The sequence below is a fragment of the Ruegeria sp. Alg231-54 genome, from assembly GCF_900143525.1.
In the GTDB taxonomy this organism is placed as follows: Bacteria; Pseudomonadota; Alphaproteobacteria; order Rhodobacterales; family Rhodobacteraceae; genus Ruegeria.
Genome location: NZ_FREZ01000013.1, coordinates 67,972 through 85,160, shown reverse-complemented (window position 1 = coordinate 85,160; position 17,189 = coordinate 67,972). Strand labels below are relative to the sequence as shown.

Here is a 17,189-nt window from a genome sequence, read left to right as displayed (position 1 = left end):
CTTTTGCACGAACCGATCAGTTCGACGCGGATTGCAGCTTAGAGCTGTACTCGGACAGCGAGCTGGAAACGATATCGTACCACTCGCCCGACTGCCGCATTTCGTTCAGGCCATTGTTCAGCATCGAGATATACTGCAGCCCGTATGGGTTGGATTTATGGGCCAGCAGGCGAATGGTGGACAGATGGGTGAAGTTCTCATTCTGAACCACCTCGTTCTCCATACCCAAGGCCGCAATTGCACCATTGGCTTGCTGGATGGCCATCCCGGTGGCGTCCGCCGTTCCGTTCATGACCGCCTCGATGCACTCTTCCGGGGTGCGGGGGCGAACAAGCGTGATTTTGGGTTCGACCAGGCCGGCCTCTTCCAGGTCATTGGTAAAGAACCCGTCCATACGACAGAATACGGCCCCTTCCAGCTCTTCGATGGAGGCTGCGCCGGCATATTTGCTGTCGGGCAGTGTGAAGTACCCAACGACCGATTCATACAATGGCTGTGATGCGTAGAACCCGTTACAGCGATAAAGGCTGTCTTCGCCCATGGCATCGGGGTTTTTTGCGCAATCTGGCACAACCCAGGCAACGGCGATGTCATACGCTCCGGCGGGCAGAAGTGTATAAAGATGCGAGTTGAAATCGTTCACCCAACCCTGGTTGTACTCGCGCTTGTTGCCAGCACGATGCAGGGCTGTTGTCGACAACCGCATCAAAAAGCCGCCACCCGAAAGACCTTCGTCCGTATAAGGCGCCCAATCGTTACCGGCCAAAAGACGAATCGGTGGTTCATAAACGTTTCTGGCTTTGATCTTCGCGGCCTTTTCTTCCTCCCGCTCGACAACTTCGTTGAACTGCGATGCGGCGGTCAAGCGGCCGTCGGCGCATGGCAAATTCAGAACAGTACCAGGCGTCAGGTTGTTCGGATTTCCGGCAATGACGTTTCTGTTCGCGTTGAAGATGATTTGGTAGTCCCGAGAGCCATATGCCGTTTCGGAAATAGTCGCCAGCGTATCACCTGCTTCTACTGTATACGATTTGCACGCGACCTGCGCCGCAGCGCCTATCGGTGAGATCAAGGCAGCCAGACCCAGGGCCACTAGGCCAAACTTAATTCCAGGGGTATTCATTTTGTTCTCCTGTCGAATGAGTGCTTTAACGTGCTCCAGGGTCCGGGTTGTTTGGTTTACTACCCTGGCGGTGGTATTTTTTCTATCACTTACAAAATGTTAGGAAAGGTGTTTCGCGCTGCTTAAAATTTTTCAGACCGCGGGGGAATGCATCTATTATTTTTCCAATTTGCCCGTTTCCCTTGGCTCCAGCACCGATGTTGTATTGGCTGTTTCACGGCCTGAACATGGGAGCTTTCACAGATACTCCGGGGTACAATGACGTAGGGAAAACCGGCCATTTTACGGCGGAAAGTGCGTTTTTTTGAGTTCAACCCTTGGCGGAGTGAAAAAATCATACAGACGCAAGTCCACAAAGCAGGACGGCGCTCTTACACCCATGACCATTTCTGGTGGTTACAACTCAAAATGTGCACATGGGCAAACCGTGTGCGGAAGTTAAACTGATATACGGGTGCGCTTGGGCCTGTTGGTTTTGCTCAAATTGACCCCAAACGCCCGGAACCGCAGGTTCCAAGGCGTGTGTTAGCGTCATCATCCCATCCAGTCTTGAACCCGCATGCGCGCGCGTATAGGGAAAAACCAAACGCGTTTAGGGGAGGCTTTTATGCGGGACGATCCGAAAACCCTCGTTTCTACCGAATGGCTTGCTGCCCATCTCAAGGACCCGGATCTGCGGGTTCTGGATGGGTCATGGTATCTGCCACAGCAAGGGCGCGACGCAAAGGCCGAATACGATGCCGCTCATATCCCCGGCGCACGGTTTTTTGATATCGATGACATTTCGGACCACCGCTCGGACCTCCCACATATGGCACCTCCGGTCGAAAAGTTCATGTCCCGCCTGAGGGCGATGGGTGTTGGGGATGGCCATCAGGTTGTTGTGTACGATGGGGCCGGTCTGATGTCCGCGGCCCGTGTCTGGTGGTTGTTCCGACTGATGGGGCAGGAAAACATCGCCGTTCTGGATGGCGGTCTGCCCAAGTGGCAAGCCGAAGGGCATGAGATCGAAGACCTGCCGCCGGTTATTCGCGACCGCCACATGACCGTTCGGGTCCAGAACCATCTGGTCCGCGATGTCACGCAGGTATCTGCCGCCGCCAAGCTGGCCGATCATGAGATCATCGACGCACGCTCTGCGGACCGCTTTGCCGGAACCGGGACAGAACCGCGCGAAGGTCTGCGCCCAGGCCGTATTCCAGGGTCGCGCAATGTGCCCTTCGGCACGTTGCTGAACAAGAACGGCACGATGAAATCACCCGACGAATGCCGCGCCATCTTCGAGGCCGCTGGCGTCGACCTATCCAAACCGGCGATCACCTCGTGCGGGTCTGGCGTGACGGCTGCGATCCTCAGCCTTGCGCTTGAGCGCATCGGCAAGAAAGACCACTCGCTTTATGACGGCTCCTGGGCTGAATGGGGTGCCTTCCCGACCCTGCCCGTCGCAACCGGAGAGAACTGATGTTCGAAAACCTCAAACCGCAGCCTGCCGACAAGATTCTGGCGCTGATGCAGGCGTATCGCGAAGACCCGCGCGATCAAAAGATCGACCTGGGAGTTGGAGTTTACAAAAATGCCGAGGGCGTGACCCCGGTGATGCGTGCGGTGAAAGCGGCCGAAAAGCGCATCCTGGAAGAGCAAGAGAGCAAGGCCTACACCGGATTGGCGGGCGACCCGGCTTATGCCGATGCGATGATTGGCCTGATCCTGGGCACCTCGGTTCCACGCGGCAACATCGCTGCCGTGGCGACGCCCGGCGGAACCGGTGCCTGCCGTCAGGCGTTTGAGATGATCCGCATGGCCAACCCATCGGCCCGCGTGTTCGTGTCTAACCCCACTTGGCCGAACCACTTGTCGATCCTGAACTACCTGGGGATGGAGACGGTCCAATACCGGTATTTCGACGGTGAAACCCGTGGCGTCGATTTCGACGGTATGATCGAGGACCTGAAGACTGCGAAAGCAGGTGATGTGGTTCTGCTGCATGGCTGCTGCCACAACCCGACCGGTGCCAACCTGAACATTGTGCAGTGGCAGGAGGTCGTGAACCTGATCAACGAGCGCGGTCTCGTTGCCATGATCGACATCGCCTATCAGGGCTTTGGCGACGGGCTGGAGGAGGACGCGCAGGCAGTTCGTCTGGTAGCCTCGTCCGTCAAGCGCTGCCTGATTGCGGCGTCGTGTTCAAAGAACTTCGGTGTCTACCGCGAGCGCACAGGTCTGCTGATGGCAATCAGCGATGACCCGACGCAAACGGCTCTGAACCAGTCCACTCTGGCGTTCCTGAACCGCCAGAACTACTCCTTCCCGCCGGATCACGGCGCGCGCGTGGTGACAACAATTCTGAACGACGACGCCCTACGCGCCGATTGGGAAGCAGAACTGGAAGAGATCCGCCTGTCCATGCTGGGCTTGCGCCAGCAGCTGGCCGACGAATTGCAGCGCCTGAGCGGTTCGGATCGCTTCGGTTTTGTCGCTCAGCATCGCGGCATGTTCTCGCGCCTTGGGGCAGCTCCGGAACTGGTCGAGAAGCTGCGCGCCGATCATGGCATCTATATGGTTGGAGACAGCCGCCTGAATGTCGCCGGACTGAACGCGACAACCGTACCGATATTGGCCAAAGCGATCGTCGACGTCGGCGTGTAAACTATGAACTGGTTGCGCCCGGCCTGTCCGGGCGCGGTGTTTCGACAAATTCCATGTCTCCGTCCGCGGCGGCAAACGGTTCTCCGCTAGAGGTTAACACCGCTCGATCCTTCATTGCTCGGAAATCGAAAATCGCGTTCAGAACGACGTCTGAGCGGCCCTGATACTCGTAGGGCCGGTAGATGCAGATACCCATCTGCTCATCCAGTCGTTTATATGTGTATTGGGACTCACCAACTAGCTTGCTCTCGGAAGTCACATAGCACGTTGTCTCTGTTTCGTAGCTGACTGTATGGGTGGACAGATTTTTGAAATCACCAAGTTCAGAGTGATGAACGCCAGTCCATTTCAGGCTGGTGCCAACAAGTGTTTCGGGTGCCTCGGCCATATCAGTATCTCCTTGAGCGGCTGGGATCAGAGTAACCGAGGACGACGCTCAAACAAAACAACCCCGGCATTGCGCCGGGGTTGTCAATCTTTGTGGCTTAGGCCTTAGCCCTTGGAGAATTCCGGATAAGCTTCCATACCAAGTTCCGCCATATCCAGACCGTTGATCTCGTCCTCTTCGCTGACGCGGATGCCAACCGTGGCCTTCAGGATTGTCCAAAGGATTGCGGCTCCGACAAATGTGAACACGCCATAAGCTACGATACCGGTCAGTTGGGTGATCAGGTTTGCCTCGCCGTAGAAGATAACGGCGATGGTGCCCCAGATGCCTGCGAACAGGTGAACCGGGATGGCACCGACAACGTCGTCGATCTTGAACTTGTCCAGCATCGGAACCGCAAAGACAACGATGATGCCGCCAACTGCGCCGATCCACAGCGCTCCGAACAGGGTCGGGGCAAGCGGTTCTGCGGTGATCGAGACCAGACCGGCCAGCGCGCCGTTCAGCACCATGGTCAGGTCAGGTTTCTTGTACAACACCTGCGTCATGATCAGGGCTGCGATAGCACCAGATGCGGCGGCCATGTTTGTGTTGGCAAAGATGCGCGACACGTCGGATACGTCGCCCACGCTGCCCATTGCCAGTTGCGAGCCGCCGTTGAAGCCGAACCAGCCCAGCCACAGGATGAACGTTCCCAGAGTTGCCAGCGCCAGGTTGGAACCGGGCATCGGGTGGACTTTGCCGTCCTTGTATTTGCCAATGCGGGGGCCAAGGATCAGGCAGCCCGCCAGAGCGGCCCATCCACCGACCGAATGAACAACGGTGGAACCGGCGAAGTCGGAAAAGCCCATGGCATCCAGCCAGCCGCCGCCCCATTTCCAGGACCCCGAGATCGGGTAGAGGATACCGGTCAGTACGATGACAAAGATCAGGAAGGGCCAAAGCTTGATCCGTTCGGCCACGGCACCGGACACGATGGACGCGGTTGCCGCCACAAAGACCAGCTGGAAGAAGAAGTCCGAACCGATCGACGCGTAGTCTAACGCCGCGTCTTCGGGCGCAACACCCACGGCATCAAGCACAGTCGGACCGCCGAGGGCAAAGAAACCATTGAAGTCGCCCGGGTACATCGTGTTGAAGCCGACCAGCCAGTACATGATCGCGGCAATCGAAAACAGTGCGATGTTCTTGATCATCTGCATGGCCACGTTCTTGGACCGCACCAGACCGCCTTCGAGCATGGCAAAGCCCGCGGCCATGAAGAACACCAGGAAGCCGGCCATCAGGAACAGTAGGGTGGTAAAGATATACTGGGTGTGTTGCGCGGCTTCGCCAGGGGTGGCCTCCTGCGCAAGGCCCATTTGCGGCAACGCGACGATCGCGGCGGCAGGGATGAGAGATTTCATCAGGTTCATTGTCAGTCCTCGAATGCTTTGGAGTGGCGGCGCTTACAGCGCCTCTTCGTTGGTTTCCCCGGTCCGCACGCGCAGCGCCTGCTCGACATCAAGGACGAAAATCTTGCCGTCACCGATCTTGCCGGTCTTGGCGGTTTTAGTGATGGTTTCGAGGATCTGGTCGGCCATCGTGGCCGGCACCACGATTTCCAGTTTGATCTTGGGCACGAAATTCACCGCATATTCGGCCCCACGATAGATTTCGGTGTGGCCCGATTGCGAGCCGAAGCCCTTGATCTCGGTCACCATCATGCCGCGCACGCCGGCCTCGGTCAGTGCCTCGCGCACCTCCTCCAGCTTGAACGGCTTGATTGTCGCAATGATCAGTTTCACGTCTGTCCCCTCTTCCTGTCCGGCGGAACCGGTTTGTTTGCACCTGCAGAAAGAGAGCGTGACTGACCGCTGTTAGAAACGGTTAGGGAGGGTGAACGCAGGGGAAAAGAGGAGTGAGGTGCACAATTTTTGCACAAAAAAACGTTTTTGCCCAAAAAGTGGGCGAACTATTGAGGCCGGTTAGCGGAATTTCATACCTCTACTTCGCGCCAGTGGCAGGGTATGGTGCCTCAAAATGATAACCGGGCAGAGTTTGAGCATGACTGAGTCCAGGCGTCGCAAGACATCGCTTGTTGCAGACAAAAGATACCCTTTAAAGAGGCGCAAACCCGCTGCAACAAAGCGGACGACAAAGCCCGTCGGCAAAAAGGCGACGGCGCGTAAAACGTCGACTCGCAAAACCACCCGAAAGAAAACCCGCAAGACGTCCGGTGGCGGCGGCGGCTTCTTTCGACGCATGTTCCGTTGGATCTGGCGGTTGATTTGGGGTGTGACCTGGCGTGTGGGCGCGGTGGCTGCCATGCTGTTGGCTTTGGCGGTTGGGGTTGTCTACTCCTCTCTGCCTGACGTCGATGCCTTGCTAGACGGTCGCGCGCGCGGGTCGGTGACCCTGTTGGATCGGGACGGCAAAGTCTTTGCTTGGCGTGGGGACCAATTTGGTGGGGTGATCACCGCCGATACCGTCTCGCCGCATCTGAAGAACGCGGTCGTTGCGACCGAGGACAAGCGGTTCTATCGCCATTTCGGCGTCAGCCCGCGCGGTGTCGCAAGCGCTGTGCGCATCAACCTGAGCGAAGGGCGCGGACCGCTGTCGGGCCATGGTGGGTCGACCATCACGCAGCAGACGGCCAAGCTGTTGTGCCTGGGTGTGCCTTATGAGCCCAGTGATTGGGAATCCGAGGCTGCATATGAATCCGATTGCCGTCAGGGCTCGCTTTGGCGCAAGGCCAAAGAGGCGGTCTATGCGATGGCGATGGAGGTCAAGTATTCCAAGGACGAGATTCTGACCATCTACCTGAACCGGGCATTCCTTGGCGCGGGTGCGCGTGGGTTCGAGGCGGCAAGCCAACGTTATTTCGGGATCTCGGCAGCTGAGGTCAGCCCGTCGCAAGCTGCGATGCTCGCAGGGCTGCTGGTGGCACCGACGCGCTATGCTCCTACGAATAATCTGCAACGTTCGCAGGATCGGGCGCGGCTGGTGGTTGGCCTGATGGAGGCACAGGGATATCTGACCTCGGCCCAAGCCAGCAGTGCGCGCAGCAATCCTGCGCAACTGTCCGAAGCCGCTGCTGCGCGGGCGGGGGGCTATTTCGCCGATTGGGTGATGGCCAGCGGGCCCGAGTTCTTTACACGCAACACGACCGAAGATGTGGTGATCCGGACCACACTGGATCAGCGTATCCAGAAATCGGCCGAAGAGGCGTTGCAGTTCATTTTCCAGGAAAAGGTCCGCGAGGGATCAAAGGCGCAGGCCGCGATCGTGGTGATGTCGGCGGACGGGGCCGTCCGTGGCATGGTTGGCGGGCGAAAGACCCGCGTATCCGGTGCATTCAACCGCGCCACGCAGGCGTTGCGGCAAACGGGGTCTTCATTCAAACCCTTCGTTTATGCCACCGCGCTTGAGCTGGGATATTCGCCATTGGATACGGTCGTGGATGAACCCTACTGCGTGAATATTCCGGGGTCCGGTCAGTGGTGCCCCAAGAACTACACCAACAAGTTCTATGGGCGCGTCACGCTGGCGGACGCGTTAAAGAACTCGCTGAACATCCCAGCGGTGAAAGTGGCTGAGATTGCCGGGTTGGACAATGTCCGTACCGTGGCAAGCGAGTTTGGCATCGATAGCGATCTGGCGCAGGGCCCCGCATTGGCGCTGGGCGCGTCGGAAAGCACGCTGATCGAGATGACGGGGGCCTATGCGGGTATCCTGAACGGCGGCTCGGCGGTGGAACCCTATGGGCTGACCGAATTGAAGCTGTTGGGCGATCAAACCCCGGTCATGGTTACGACAACAGGCATTGGTGAGCGGGTCATCAACGATAAAGCCGCCAAGCAACTGACTTGGATGATGGAGCGTGTCGTGTCCGAAGGCACCGGTGCCCGCGCTCAGTTGCCCGGATGGCAGGTCGCGGGAAAGACGGGGACGACTCAGGCCGCCCGCGATGCTTGGTTTATCGGTTTTACGGCAGACTACGTCACGGGCATCTGGATGGGCTATGACGACAACACCCCATTATCTGGTGTGACCGGAGGCGGGTTGCCGGCTGAAATCTGGAAAGAAACCATGCTGCGCGTGACCGAAGGCATGACACCGACGCCATTGCCGATGTTGGTCCCGGACCCACCAGTCAGAACAGCGCAACCGCAGCAGCAGCGCCGGAAGAACCAAACCGGGTTGGACCGGGCCATCAACAACCTGCTGAACAACATTTTTGGTGGAAATTAAAAAAGGCGGTGCGCTGTGCACCGCCTTTTTAATTGAATGCGGGTCTGATCAGAGGCTGTCGTCAAGAGCACCCAAAATGGCGTCGCCCATTTCCGTGGTCGAAACCGGTGTGACACCTTCATCGGCTAGCAGATCGCCGGTGCGAACACCGTCGGCCAGCACTTTCTCGATCGCGGCTTCAAGACGATCTGCTTCTTCAAGCTGATCAAAGCTGTAGCGCAGGGCCATGGCAAAGCTGAGGATACAGGCGATCGGGTTTGCCTTGCCTTGACCGGTGATATCCGGGGCCGAACCATGGACGGGTTCGTACATCGCTTTGGGGCGGCCATTCGCCATCGGAGCACCCAGCGAGGCCGACGGCAGCATTCCCAGCGAGCCGGTCAGCATCGCGGCACAGTCCGACAGGATGTCGCCAAACAGGTTATCGGTCAGGATGACGTCGAACTGCTTGGGCGCACGCACCAGCTGCATCGCGCCATTGTCGGCATACATATGGCTCAGCTCGACCTCGGGGTAATCCTTGGCCACACGGTTCACAACTTCGCGCCACAGGATGCCCGATTCCATTACGTTGGCCTTCTCCATCGAGCAGACCTTTTTGTTCCGGCGCATTGCCAGTTCAAAGGCTGAGCGCGCGGCGCGCTCGATCTCAGATTCGGTATAGCGCTGGGTGTTGATGCCAACACGCTCATTGCCTTCCTCGAAGATGCCGCGCGGCTCGCCGAAATAGACGCCCGAGGTCAACTCGCGCACGATCATGATATCGAGGCCGGCAACGATGTCTTTCTTCAGCGACGAGAAATCAGCCAACGCGTCAAAGCACTGTGCAGGACGCAGGTTGGAATACAGGTCCATTTCCTTGCGCAGGCGCAGCAGGCCGCGCTCGGGCTTGAGGCTGAAATCCAGATCGTCGTATTTCGGGCCGCCAACAGCACCCAGCAGAACCGCGTCAACCTCTTGCGCTTTGGCCATCGTTTCGTCCGACAGGGGCTTGCCATGCGCGTCATAAGCGGCACCACCGACCAGATCCTCGCTCACGTCGAATTCCAGGCCGCGTTTCGCACCGAACCAGTCGATGACTCTGCGCACTTCGGCCATGACTTCGGGGCCAATTCCGTCTCCGGGCAGGATGAGGAGCGAGGGGTTGGACATGAAGGATCTCCTTGCGTTTTACAGCACAGGCCCTAGCGTCTGCGCGGCATCGGGTCAATGAGACGATCCCGCCTGACGGCAAGGAAAATACAGGTTTGTTTCCGTTAGCGTCTGAAAACTGCGTCAGGTCTGCTTTGCAGGCCAGATCATGGCGCAAAGGGCCGTATTAGCGAGGCAGTATCAGGTCGACCCAGATTAACCGGTGACGGCTGGCGCTTTCGGCAGTTTTGCGTTCTTCGGTGTCTGCGGCGGGCCAGTGCACCCCGGAGTCCGCAACCTGCCAATAGATTGATGGCAGAACGTAGTCGACCCGCATCGGACCAACCATTTTCCAAACCACCGTTGTCAAATCGCCTAAGGGGTCTTCGGGTGAAGGGTCCTGAAGGCGGGGGTCGTTCAAAAACTCTCGGATCGCCTCTTTGCGTCCATCACCTCGCGCTGGGTCCAGATTGGCGTCACCCGCGATGACAAACAGCCGATCGGGTTTGCGCCCGACTTCCCCATCCATGACTGCGGACCAAAGGCGGATCTCGTCCTTGTTCCTCAATCCATTGCGATCCTCTGGCCCGTCAAACACCGGGGGCGCGGCGTGGAAGGTTATCAAATCCAACTGCCCCGCCGGAGTTTCAATGGGCACAATCCAATGCGCCACGGATGAGAGGCGCTGAACGTTCTGCGCCTGTTCTGACGGGTAGGGGCCTGCGTCATGTCGAGGCAGTTCAGCGCCGGGCAGTTCAAGCCATAGCAGGTTGGACAGGTCCTGAACCTGATCCGAAGCGATGGGATAACGGGACATCACGGCCAGCCCACCTTGTCCAGTGAAGCGACCCCAACCTTGCGCGTCACCTGGGCCGTGGGTTCGACCATCTCCGTCCAGATCAAGATCCGTTTCCAGGCCGGAATTTGGTTGGGCTGCGAAAGTGTAAGAATAGTCCAATCCGGCCTCGCGCAACTGGTTTTCCAGCGCCGCCAGCGCCAGCCCCTCGAAATCCCAGTCGATCCCCTGCAACGCAATGATATCGGGGCGGGTTGCCGCCAAAACTGCAACAACCGCCATCACCTGACCGTCACCGCGGCGAATATCCCGCAACAGTAACCCCGGGCCATCGCGGCTGAGTTCTGTGTTGTAGGTGGCAATACGGATCGTCTCTGCCTGCGCCACAACGGGCAACAGCAGCAGGATCAGGATGCGGATCATGCGGTTTGGGTGGACTCGGCAGTGGAATAGGCGCGCCGTTTTTCGACGATCAGATTGGCAATGCGCAGGGTCGCCATGCCACGCATGATCATGCTGGCCGGTAGGAAGGCCCAGGCGCTGAGCGTCCAGATCAGGGTCTGAGGATTGCTCAGAGAGATCGGATCGGCATAGTCAGTCAACAATTTGATCAGGGCCGGGATCAGGAACGGCAGCAGAATGCCGATGCAAATGTTCAGCCGTCCGTCGCGCTGCAGGCGGGTGACCACGTCACCGCCTTTGGTCGGGTCGAACAGCGGAAGATTGGTCCAGACATTGAAGGCGCCGTTTCCGGTCGGCCAACCGCGCACTTTTATCGCGTAGGCAAAGCTGGCGATCGTAACCAAAGCAGCGACATACGCGACGCTGGCAGAAATACGGACAAGTTCGATCAGGGGCGCACTTGCATCAGTCGGCAGCATCAGGATGATCAGCCGTACTGGCGAATAGGGAAAGTCGACCACATTCGCGACACCCACGCCGAAGGAATAGAAGGTCGTCGTCAGGCCGGTCGGCGTATACGCATTTTTGCAGATCAACGTCAGGAAGGTGACCATCGACATCAGTCCGACAAAGCGCAAACGGTTCACAGGCGGTGCATCGCGGAATTCGATAAAGCTGGGAAAGGCAGAGTTGTATTCAGCGAACGTCAGGAAAAACGCGAGAATGGCGAGAAAGACGACTATCTCGGTCCCATTCGTAGACGTTACAGGCAGGTACAACGCAGGTGTCAGCACCATTAGTGCGACCAATAATCCCCGAATCGCCGCCCCTGTTGTGCGCGCAATCACTATCCAAACCCTTTCAAAACGGATTGACCGTTTCTTTTTCTTTGACGGCTTCGTCCCATCTTGCATCCGGCGTATTTATTGCCGGAGACCTCCATTATCGCCAACATTGACGATCAGCGACAATCCGCTCAAGCCAAGGTGCAGAAAACATGTGATTTTGGGCAAAATGATGGCAAAACTGGTGCCCCTTTGCATCATTCTTGTCGCAAATTCGACGTGTAGTGGGGAGCTACAGCTACATGTTGTGGTTGCTTAGATCCCAACCCCAAGAACGCGAAAGGGGTCGCCCAGGCGACCCCGATAGGTTGAGTATCCACAGATTCGTTCTTGGAATCACACCCAGGGGCGGGCCTGGCTTGCGTGATCCTCGAATTTGTCGATGTGGTGATCTTTCTCCATCGTCAGACCGATATCGTCCAAACCATTCAGCAGGCAATGCTTGCGATGTGGGTCGACGCTGAACTCGATCACAACGCCATCCGAGGTGGTGATCTGCTGATCCTCCAGATGCACGGTCATGCGGGCGTTTTCGCCTTTATGCGCATCTTCCATCAGGATCGCGTGGTGTGCTTCTTCGACCACGATGGGCAGGATGCCGTTCTTGAAGCAGTTGTTAAAGAAGATGTCGGCAAAGCTGGTCGAGATCACAACCTTGATGCCGAAATCCTTGATCGCCCAGGGCGCGTGTTCGCGCGACGAGCCGCAGCCGAAATTGTCACCGGCAACCAGAATCTCTGTCTGACGATAGGCGGGTTTGTTCAGCACGAAGTCTTCGTTTTCGCCACCATGTTGATGGTAGCGCATCTCATCAAACAGCACGACACCAAGGCCGGACCGTTTGATGGTTTTCAGATGCACTTTCGGAATGATCATATCGGTATCGATATTGATCAGCGGCATTGGGGCGGCCACCCCGTGGACTTTGTCAAACTTTTCCATGTCTACACTCCTGCGAGAGAGGGCCGCGCCCGTGTCCCGCGTTTAAGCTTGTTTCGCTTCTGTTGTTGCGTCGTTGGGTGCGTTCCGGATGAAGAACGCCATAAAGACCAGGCCGAACCCGTTGAACAGCATCTCAATGCCCAGGAAGATACCTAGAATGCTCAGCAGCACCTGAGGATCGCTTCCCACATATGTCCAGATGATGCCCGCGAGGACGATCGACAAGATGCCCGAGATCATCGTGGGCCAGAAAAACTGTGTTCCTTTCATCTGGAACGACAGAATGACCCGCGCGATGCCGCCTGCCATGAACAGGATCAGCATCACGGTTGCCAGTGTCAGGGTTCCCTGCAGCGGGTGATCCAGAAAGGACCAGCCCAGAAACAGCATCACCGCACCCATGATGAGTGACAGAATTTTGTTGCCGGTGCCTTCAACCGTAAAGCCGCCAAAAACTTGCAGCGCGCCCGAGATCAGTAGCAACACACCGGTTACCACTGTCACGGCGACAGACGCCACAACTGGCGCGCCCAGTACAAAGATACCGAACGCTATGGACAGAAGCCCCAGCAGGAGCCATTTGACCCAGTCACTCATGTTTTCAATCCCTCAAATATCTAGATGTGATGGGACCTTACATCAATTCACGCACGTCTGTCAGCCGTCCTGTGATTGCCGCAGCGGCAGCCATTGCAGGGCTCAGCAAATGGGTACGTCCGCCCCGGCCCTGACGGCCTTCGAAGTTGCGGTTTGAGGTCGCTGCACAACGCTCGCCCGGCTGCAGCTGGTCAGGGTTCATCGCCAGACACATTGAACATCCGGCCAGACGCCATTCGAAACCGGCATCCTTGAAAATCTCGGCCAGACCTTCTTCTTCGGCCTGCGCCCGAACCAGGCCCGAACCTGGCACGACCATGGCACGCATGCCGTCCTTGACCTTTTTGCCCTTCAGGATCTCGGCCGCGGCGCGCAGGTCTTCGATGCGGCCATTTGTGCAGGATCCGATAAACACCGTGTCGATCTCGACGTCGCTCAGCTTTTGACCGGCTTCGAGACCCATGTACTCGATCGAGCGGCGGGCTGCGTCGACCTTGCCACCTTCAAAATCTTCGGGGTTCGGTACAGTTGCGGTGATCGGCAGAACGTCCTCGGGGCTGGTGCCCCAGGTCACGACAGGTGCGATATCTTCGCCGCGCAGGGTGATGACCTTGTCGAAATGCGCGTCATCGTCGGTAAACAGCGTTTTCCACCATGTCAGTGCTGCTTCCCACTGGGCTCCTTTCGGCGCGTGGGGACGGCCTTTGACATATTCATAGGTGGTCTCGTCCGGCGCGATCAGGCCGGCGCGGGCGCCGCCTTCGATCGCCATGTTGCAAACTGTCATGCGACCTTCCATCGACAGATCGCGGATCGCTTCGCCGCAATATTCGATGACATAGCCGGTGCCGCCGGCTGTGCCGGTCTCACCAATGACAGCCAGCGTAATATCCTTGGCGGTCACACCCGGCTGAAGTTTGCCGGTGATTTCCACCTTCATGTTCTTGGATTTCTTCTGGATCAGGGTTTGCGTGGCCAGAACATGTTCAACCTCGGACGTGCCGATGCCGTGGGCCAATGCACCAAACGCACCGTGGGTGGCCGTGTGGCTGTCACCACAAACAACGGTCATGCCGGGCAGGGTCCAGCCCTGTTCGGGGCCGACGATGTGCACGATGCCCTGACGAACGTCATTCACCGGGTAATAGTGAATACCAAAATCCTTGGCGTTCTTATCCAGTGCTTCGACCTGAATGCGCGACTCGGGGTTTTCGATCCCGTTTACGCGATCCGCTGTAGTCGGAACGTTGTGATCCGGCACGGCGATGGTCTTTTCCGGTGCGCGCACCGGACGACCCGCCATGCGAAGCCCTTCAAAGGCTTGCGGGCTGGTGACTTCGTGCACCAGATGGCGGTCGATATAAAGCAGGCAGGTGCCATCATCGGCTTCGTGCGCGACATGGTCATCCCAGATCTTGTCATAGAGTGTTTTGGGGGACATCGGTCCTCTCCCGTATTTAATGAGAAATAGCTGGCGAGTGGCTGGGCGCCGCTTATAGGCGGGCCAGAACCGTGCGGGCGGCCCCAAAGAACCGTTCACGCAGGCGCGTGCGGTCTTGCAGTGTCGGAGCAGGGGCCAAATAGACTCTCATGGGCCTCAGATATATCGCGTGTGCCCGTCAATCAAGGTTCAATCCGGCCTCGGGCTTGCATCACCCCGAGTTGCTGTCCAAGTTGCGGGTCAGGAGACCTGTATGAACCAAGACCTGATCCCCAGCTCGCTGTCGGAACTCTATGAAAACATGGTCGCGGGGTTTTCCGTGCAGTTCGGCAAACTTGTCGATCTGATCGTCACGCCGGGTTGGCGGCGGCACCAGTTGATCATCATCCTCGCCCTGTGGGCTTTGGCATATGTGCTCAAACTGGTGACGCAAAACCGGTGGGAAGCCTGGGCACGTGCCCGCACCGGCTGGCCCAAATGGCGGCTGCGCACTCTGGTTCAGCTGATGCAGCGCCTAACACTGGTCTATTTCGTTTTGTTGTCCTGGACGCTGTACCTGTTCATGCAGAATGTGACCTGGCCGTCGCACAGTTACATTATCGGCGTGATCGCGACATTGGCCGCCGCTTGGCTGGCGATCGCTCTGGTGGCGCGACTTGTCCGCAACCGTACGCTGCGGCGGATCTTCAAATGGGCAATGTGGGTCTATGCAACACTGGTTGCGCTGAACTTGACGGATGATGTGGCCGAGTTTCTGGACGGCGTGGCGATTTCCATCGGTGATCTGCACATCTCGGCCCTAGGGATTCTCAAGGCCGCTTTGCTGATCGGCGTGCTGCTGACGTTGGCCCGCATCGGGACCCGCACGGCCGAGCGGGGATTGCAGAGGAACGACGACATCACGCCTTCGATGCAGGTTCTGTTGGCCAAAGGCATTCAAGTTCTGCTGTACGGAGCTGTCTTTATGGCGGCCATCCGCACGCTTGGGTTTGATCTGACTGGCATCGCGCTGTTGTCAGGCGCGATCGGCGTGGGCATCGGTTTTGGTCTTCAAAAAGTTGTGTCGAACCTGATTTCCGGGATCATCATCCTGATGGACCGCTCGATCAAACCGGGCGACGTGATCTCGTTGGGTGACACATTCGGATGGATCAACGCGCTGGGCGCGCGGTATGTATCGGTGGTCACGCGGGATGGGCGTGAATACCTGATCCCGAACGAAGACTTGATCACCAATCAGGTGGTGAACTGGTCGCATTCGGACCGTTATGTGCGTCTGGATCTGGACTTTGGCACCAGTTACGACGACGACCCGCATCAGGTGCGCGCAACCGCGATCCGGGCAGTTAAATCGGTGAAACGTGTTCTCAGCGGCGGTTCACGTGAGCCGGTCTGCCATATAACCGGGTTCGGCGACAGCAGCGTGGACTATGTGCTGCGGTTCTGGATCAGCGATCCGACCAAGGGGCTTACCAATATCAGGGGCAATGTTTACCTCGCCCTTTGGGACGCTTTCAAGGCCGAGGGGATATCGATTCCTTTCCCCCAGCGCGAGGTCCGGCTGCTGCCCGACGGCGCAGACTCGCAACAGATCGCCAAAGAGTGAGCACCCGTGCGGCCGCAAAAGCGCCCGTTCATTGAAATGTTGCATTCCCCTTGTTACCTTATTAGTACCCCTGCGCCGGGGTTTGGCGGCGCGCAACAAAGGAGGACTATGTCCTGTCTCTACATACACAGGCGGGTTTGCCCGCCGATGATGGGGCCAATGTAATGGCCCACTCTCAGTCAATCAGCGACAAGCTGCTTGAACGTATCCTTTCCTCACTTTCCGATGACAAGGCCGAAGATGTCGTGCAGATCAACCTGCAAGGCAAGTCGTCTGTCGCGGATCACATGGTCATTGCGTCCGGGCGTTCGACACGTCAGGTCTCGGCCATGGCGGAAAAGCTGACGGATCGCATCAAGCAGGAATTCGGTTTCACCTCGAAGGTCGAAGGCAAGGATGCCGGCGACTGGGTGCTGATCGATACGGGCGACGTGATCGTCCATATCTTCCGCCCCGAAGTGCGTGAATTCTATCAGCTGGAAAAGATGTGGCTGCCTCAGGGCGGCAGCGCCTCAGCCAACTGAGGCGCCATCCCGGCCTGCATTAACAGGCCGGAGGCGAGAGAAATATGCGTATAAGCATTTTTGCGGTCGGGCGATTGCGTGCCGGATCGGAGAAGACCCTGCTTGACGATTATCTGACCCGATTTGACCGGACCGGCCGCGCGCTGGGCCTTGGTCCTGCGCGCGTTGTTGAGGTCGAAGACAAGAAAAACGCAGGCATGGGCGCCGAGGCCGCGTTGCTGCGCAAGGCCCTGCCCAAGGGCGCGGTGATCTGCACGTTGGATGAACGCGGGCGGGTGATGTCCTCGCCTGATTTTGCCAAGAAACTGGGTGGCTGGCGCGATGCCGGGCGGCAGGATCTGGCATTGATCATTGGCGGTGCGGACGGAATAGACCCTGATCTGCGGGCCGAGGCCGATTTTTCCATCTCATTCGGGTCGATGGTCTGGCCGCATATGCTGGTCCGTGTGATGCTGGCCGAGCAACTTTACCGGGCCGCGACCATCCTGTCGGGCGGTCCCTATCACCGGGTTTGA

Annotated in this window: 17 protein-coding genes; 6 read left to right on the top strand and 11 right to left on the bottom strand. The window is 58.0% G+C overall.

Annotation, left to right across the window (positions count from 1 at the left end; translation table 11 throughout):
• Positions 1-16: 16 nt before the first annotated feature.
• Complete coding sequence (locus DHN12_RS19540; protein ID WP_108861681.1) at positions 17-1,123, bottom strand: transporter substrate-binding domain-containing protein; 1,107 nt, start codon at positions 1,121-1,123, stop codon at positions 17-19.
• Between the two features lie 607 nt (positions 1,124-1,730).
• On the opposite strand from DHN12_RS19540, the gene sseA reads away from it, so the two are divergent.
• Together sseA and DHN12_RS19530 are read left to right on the top strand one after the other, a co-directional pair.
• Positions 1,731-2,585 carry a 3-mercaptopyruvate sulfurtransferase gene (gene sseA, locus DHN12_RS19535; protein WP_108861680.1) on the top strand — a complete coding sequence of 285 codons (855 nt, stop codon included), beginning with the start codon at positions 1,731-1,733 and terminating at the stop codon, positions 2,583-2,585.
• On the top strand, positions 2,585-3,769 hold the full coding sequence (locus tag DHN12_RS19530; RefSeq protein ID WP_108861679.1) for an amino acid aminotransferase: 1,185 nt from the start codon (positions 2,585-2,587) through the stop codon (positions 3,767-3,769). Before sseA ends, DHN12_RS19530 begins: the two co-directional genes overlap by 1 nt.
• Position 3,770: 1 nt before the next feature.
• Here DHN12_RS19530 and DHN12_RS19525 read toward each other — a convergent pair whose 3' ends face one another.
• The 3 genes from DHN12_RS19525 to DHN12_RS19515 all read right to left on the bottom strand — a co-directional run bounded on the left by DHN12_RS19525 (position 3,771) and on the right by DHN12_RS19515 (position 5,944).
• Positions 3,771-4,157 carry a hypothetical protein gene (locus DHN12_RS19525; protein ID WP_199913552.1) on the bottom strand — a complete coding sequence of 129 codons (387 nt, stop codon included), beginning with the start codon at positions 4,155-4,157 and terminating at the stop codon, positions 3,771-3,773.
• Positions 4,158-4,261: 104 nt separating this feature from the next.
• Entirely contained in the window at positions 4,262-5,572 is a 1,311-nt protein-coding gene (locus DHN12_RS19520) for an ammonium transporter (protein ID WP_108861678.1), read from the bottom strand.
• Positions 5,573-5,605: 33 nt separating this feature from the next.
• Entirely contained in the window at positions 5,606-5,944 is a 339-nt protein-coding gene (locus DHN12_RS19515) for a P-II family nitrogen regulator (RefSeq protein WP_108861677.1), read from the bottom strand.
• 259 nt (positions 5,945-6,203) lie between these two features.
• Between DHN12_RS19515 and DHN12_RS19510 the strand changes: the two genes are divergently transcribed.
• Positions 6,204-8,390 (top strand): transglycosylase domain-containing protein, encoded by a 2,187-nt coding sequence (locus DHN12_RS19510; RefSeq protein WP_108861676.1) that lies wholly within the window; start codon positions 6,204-6,206, stop codon positions 8,388-8,390.
• Between the two features lie 48 nt (positions 8,391-8,438).
• On the opposite strand, the gene leuB is transcribed toward DHN12_RS19510, so the two are convergent.
• From leuB to DHN12_RS19475, 7 genes are all read right to left on the bottom strand, one after another.
• Positions 8,439-9,542 (bottom strand): 3-isopropylmalate dehydrogenase, encoded by a 1,104-nt coding sequence (leuB, locus tag DHN12_RS19505; protein ID WP_108861675.1) that lies wholly within the window; start codon positions 9,540-9,542, stop codon positions 8,439-8,441.
• Positions 9,543-9,708: 166 nt separating this feature from the next.
• Positions 9,709-10,740: an endonuclease/exonuclease/phosphatase family protein gene (locus tag DHN12_RS19500; protein ID WP_108861674.1), complete on the bottom strand. Its 1,032-nt coding sequence runs from the start codon at positions 10,738-10,740 to the stop codon at positions 9,709-9,711.
• Entirely contained in the window at positions 10,737-11,567 is an 831-nt protein-coding gene (locus tag DHN12_RS19495) for a hypothetical protein (RefSeq protein ID WP_108861706.1), read from the bottom strand. The genes DHN12_RS19500 and DHN12_RS19495 overlap by 4 nt, the downstream gene beginning before the upstream one ends.
• Positions 11,568-11,900: 333 nt before the next feature.
• Entirely contained in the window at positions 11,901-12,506 is a 606-nt protein-coding gene (gene leuD / locus DHN12_RS19490) for a 3-isopropylmalate dehydratase small subunit (protein WP_108861673.1), read from the bottom strand.
• A 42-nt stretch (positions 12,507-12,548) separates the two neighbouring features.
• Complete coding sequence (locus DHN12_RS19485) at positions 12,549-13,103, bottom strand: HdeD family acid-resistance protein (RefSeq protein ID WP_108861672.1); 555 nt, start codon at positions 13,101-13,103, stop codon at positions 12,549-12,551.
• A 37-nt stretch (positions 13,104-13,140) separates the two neighbouring features.
• On the bottom strand, positions 13,141-14,544 hold the full coding sequence (gene leuC / locus DHN12_RS19480; RefSeq protein WP_108861671.1) for a 3-isopropylmalate dehydratase large subunit: 1,404 nt from the start codon (positions 14,542-14,544) through the stop codon (positions 13,141-13,143).
• A 52-nt stretch (positions 14,545-14,596) separates the two neighbouring features.
• Positions 14,597-14,695, bottom strand: a complete 99-nt coding sequence (locus DHN12_RS19475; protein WP_108861670.1) for an isopropylmalate isomerase — start codon at positions 14,693-14,695, stop codon at positions 14,597-14,599.
• Positions 14,696-14,797: 102 nt separating this feature from the next.
• On the opposite strand from DHN12_RS19475, the gene DHN12_RS19470 reads away from it, so the two are divergent.
• From DHN12_RS19470 to rlmH, 3 genes are all read left to right on the top strand, one after another.
• Positions 14,798-16,150 (top strand): mechanosensitive ion channel family protein, encoded by a 1,353-nt coding sequence (locus DHN12_RS19470; protein ID WP_108861669.1) that lies wholly within the window; start codon positions 14,798-14,800, stop codon positions 16,148-16,150.
• Positions 16,151-16,314: 164 nt separating this feature from the next.
• Positions 16,315-16,674 (top strand): ribosome silencing factor, encoded by a 360-nt coding sequence (rsfS, locus tag DHN12_RS19465; RefSeq protein ID WP_058276550.1) that lies wholly within the window; start codon positions 16,315-16,317, stop codon positions 16,672-16,674.
• A 44-nt stretch (positions 16,675-16,718) separates the two neighbouring features.
• Entirely contained in the window at positions 16,719-17,189 is a 471-nt protein-coding gene (rlmH, locus tag DHN12_RS19460; protein WP_108861668.1) for a 23S rRNA (pseudouridine(1915)-N(3))-methyltransferase RlmH, read from the top strand.

Bases quoted from the DNA above. Each gene is read 5' to 3' on its own strand.
- rlmH (WP_108861668.1), top strand. From the start codon at position 16,719: ATGCGTATAAGCATTTTTGCGGTCGGGCGATTGCGTGCCGGATCGGAG.
- DHN12_RS19500 (WP_108861674.1), bottom strand. From the start codon at position 10,740: ATGATCCGCATCCTGATCCTGCTGCTGTTGCCCGTTGTGGCGCAGGCA.
- DHN12_RS19510 (WP_108861676.1), top strand. From the start codon at position 6,204: ATGACTGAGTCCAGGCGTCGCAAGACATCGCTTGTTGCAGACAAAAGA.
- DHN12_RS19520 (WP_108861678.1), bottom strand. From the start codon at position 5,572: ATGAACCTGATGAAATCTCTCATCCCTGCCGCCGCGATCGTCGCGTTG.
- sseA (WP_108861680.1), top strand. From the start codon at position 1,731: ATGCGGGACGATCCGAAAACCCTCGTTTCTACCGAATGGCTTGCTGCC.
- DHN12_RS19525 (WP_199913552.1), bottom strand. From the start codon at position 4,157: ATGGCCGAGGCACCCGAAACACTTGTTGGCACCAGCCTGAAATGGACT.
- DHN12_RS19530 (WP_108861679.1), top strand. From the start codon at position 2,585: ATGTTCGAAAACCTCAAACCGCAGCCTGCCGACAAGATTCTGGCGCTG.
- leuD (WP_108861673.1), bottom strand. From the start codon at position 12,506: ATGGAAAAGTTTGACAAAGTCCACGGGGTGGCCGCCCCAATGCCGCTG.
- rsfS (WP_058276550.1), top strand. From the start codon at position 16,315: ATGGCCCACTCTCAGTCAATCAGCGACAAGCTGCTTGAACGTATCCTT.
- DHN12_RS19485 (WP_108861672.1), bottom strand. From the start codon at position 13,103: ATGAGTGACTGGGTCAAATGGCTCCTGCTGGGGCTTCTGTCCATAGCG.
- leuB (WP_108861675.1), bottom strand. From the start codon at position 9,542: ATGTCCAACCCCTCGCTCCTCATCCTGCCCGGAGACGGAATTGGCCCC.
- DHN12_RS19475 (WP_108861670.1), bottom strand. From the start codon at position 14,695: ATGAGAGTCTATTTGGCCCCTGCTCCGACACTGCAAGACCGCACGCGC.
- DHN12_RS19470 (WP_108861669.1), top strand. From the start codon at position 14,798: ATGAACCAAGACCTGATCCCCAGCTCGCTGTCGGAACTCTATGAAAAC.
- DHN12_RS19540 (WP_108861681.1), bottom strand. From the start codon at position 1,123: ATGAATACCCCTGGAATTAAGTTTGGCCTAGTGGCCCTGGGTCTGGCT.
- leuC (WP_108861671.1), bottom strand. From the start codon at position 14,544: ATGTCCCCCAAAACACTCTATGACAAGATCTGGGATGACCATGTCGCG.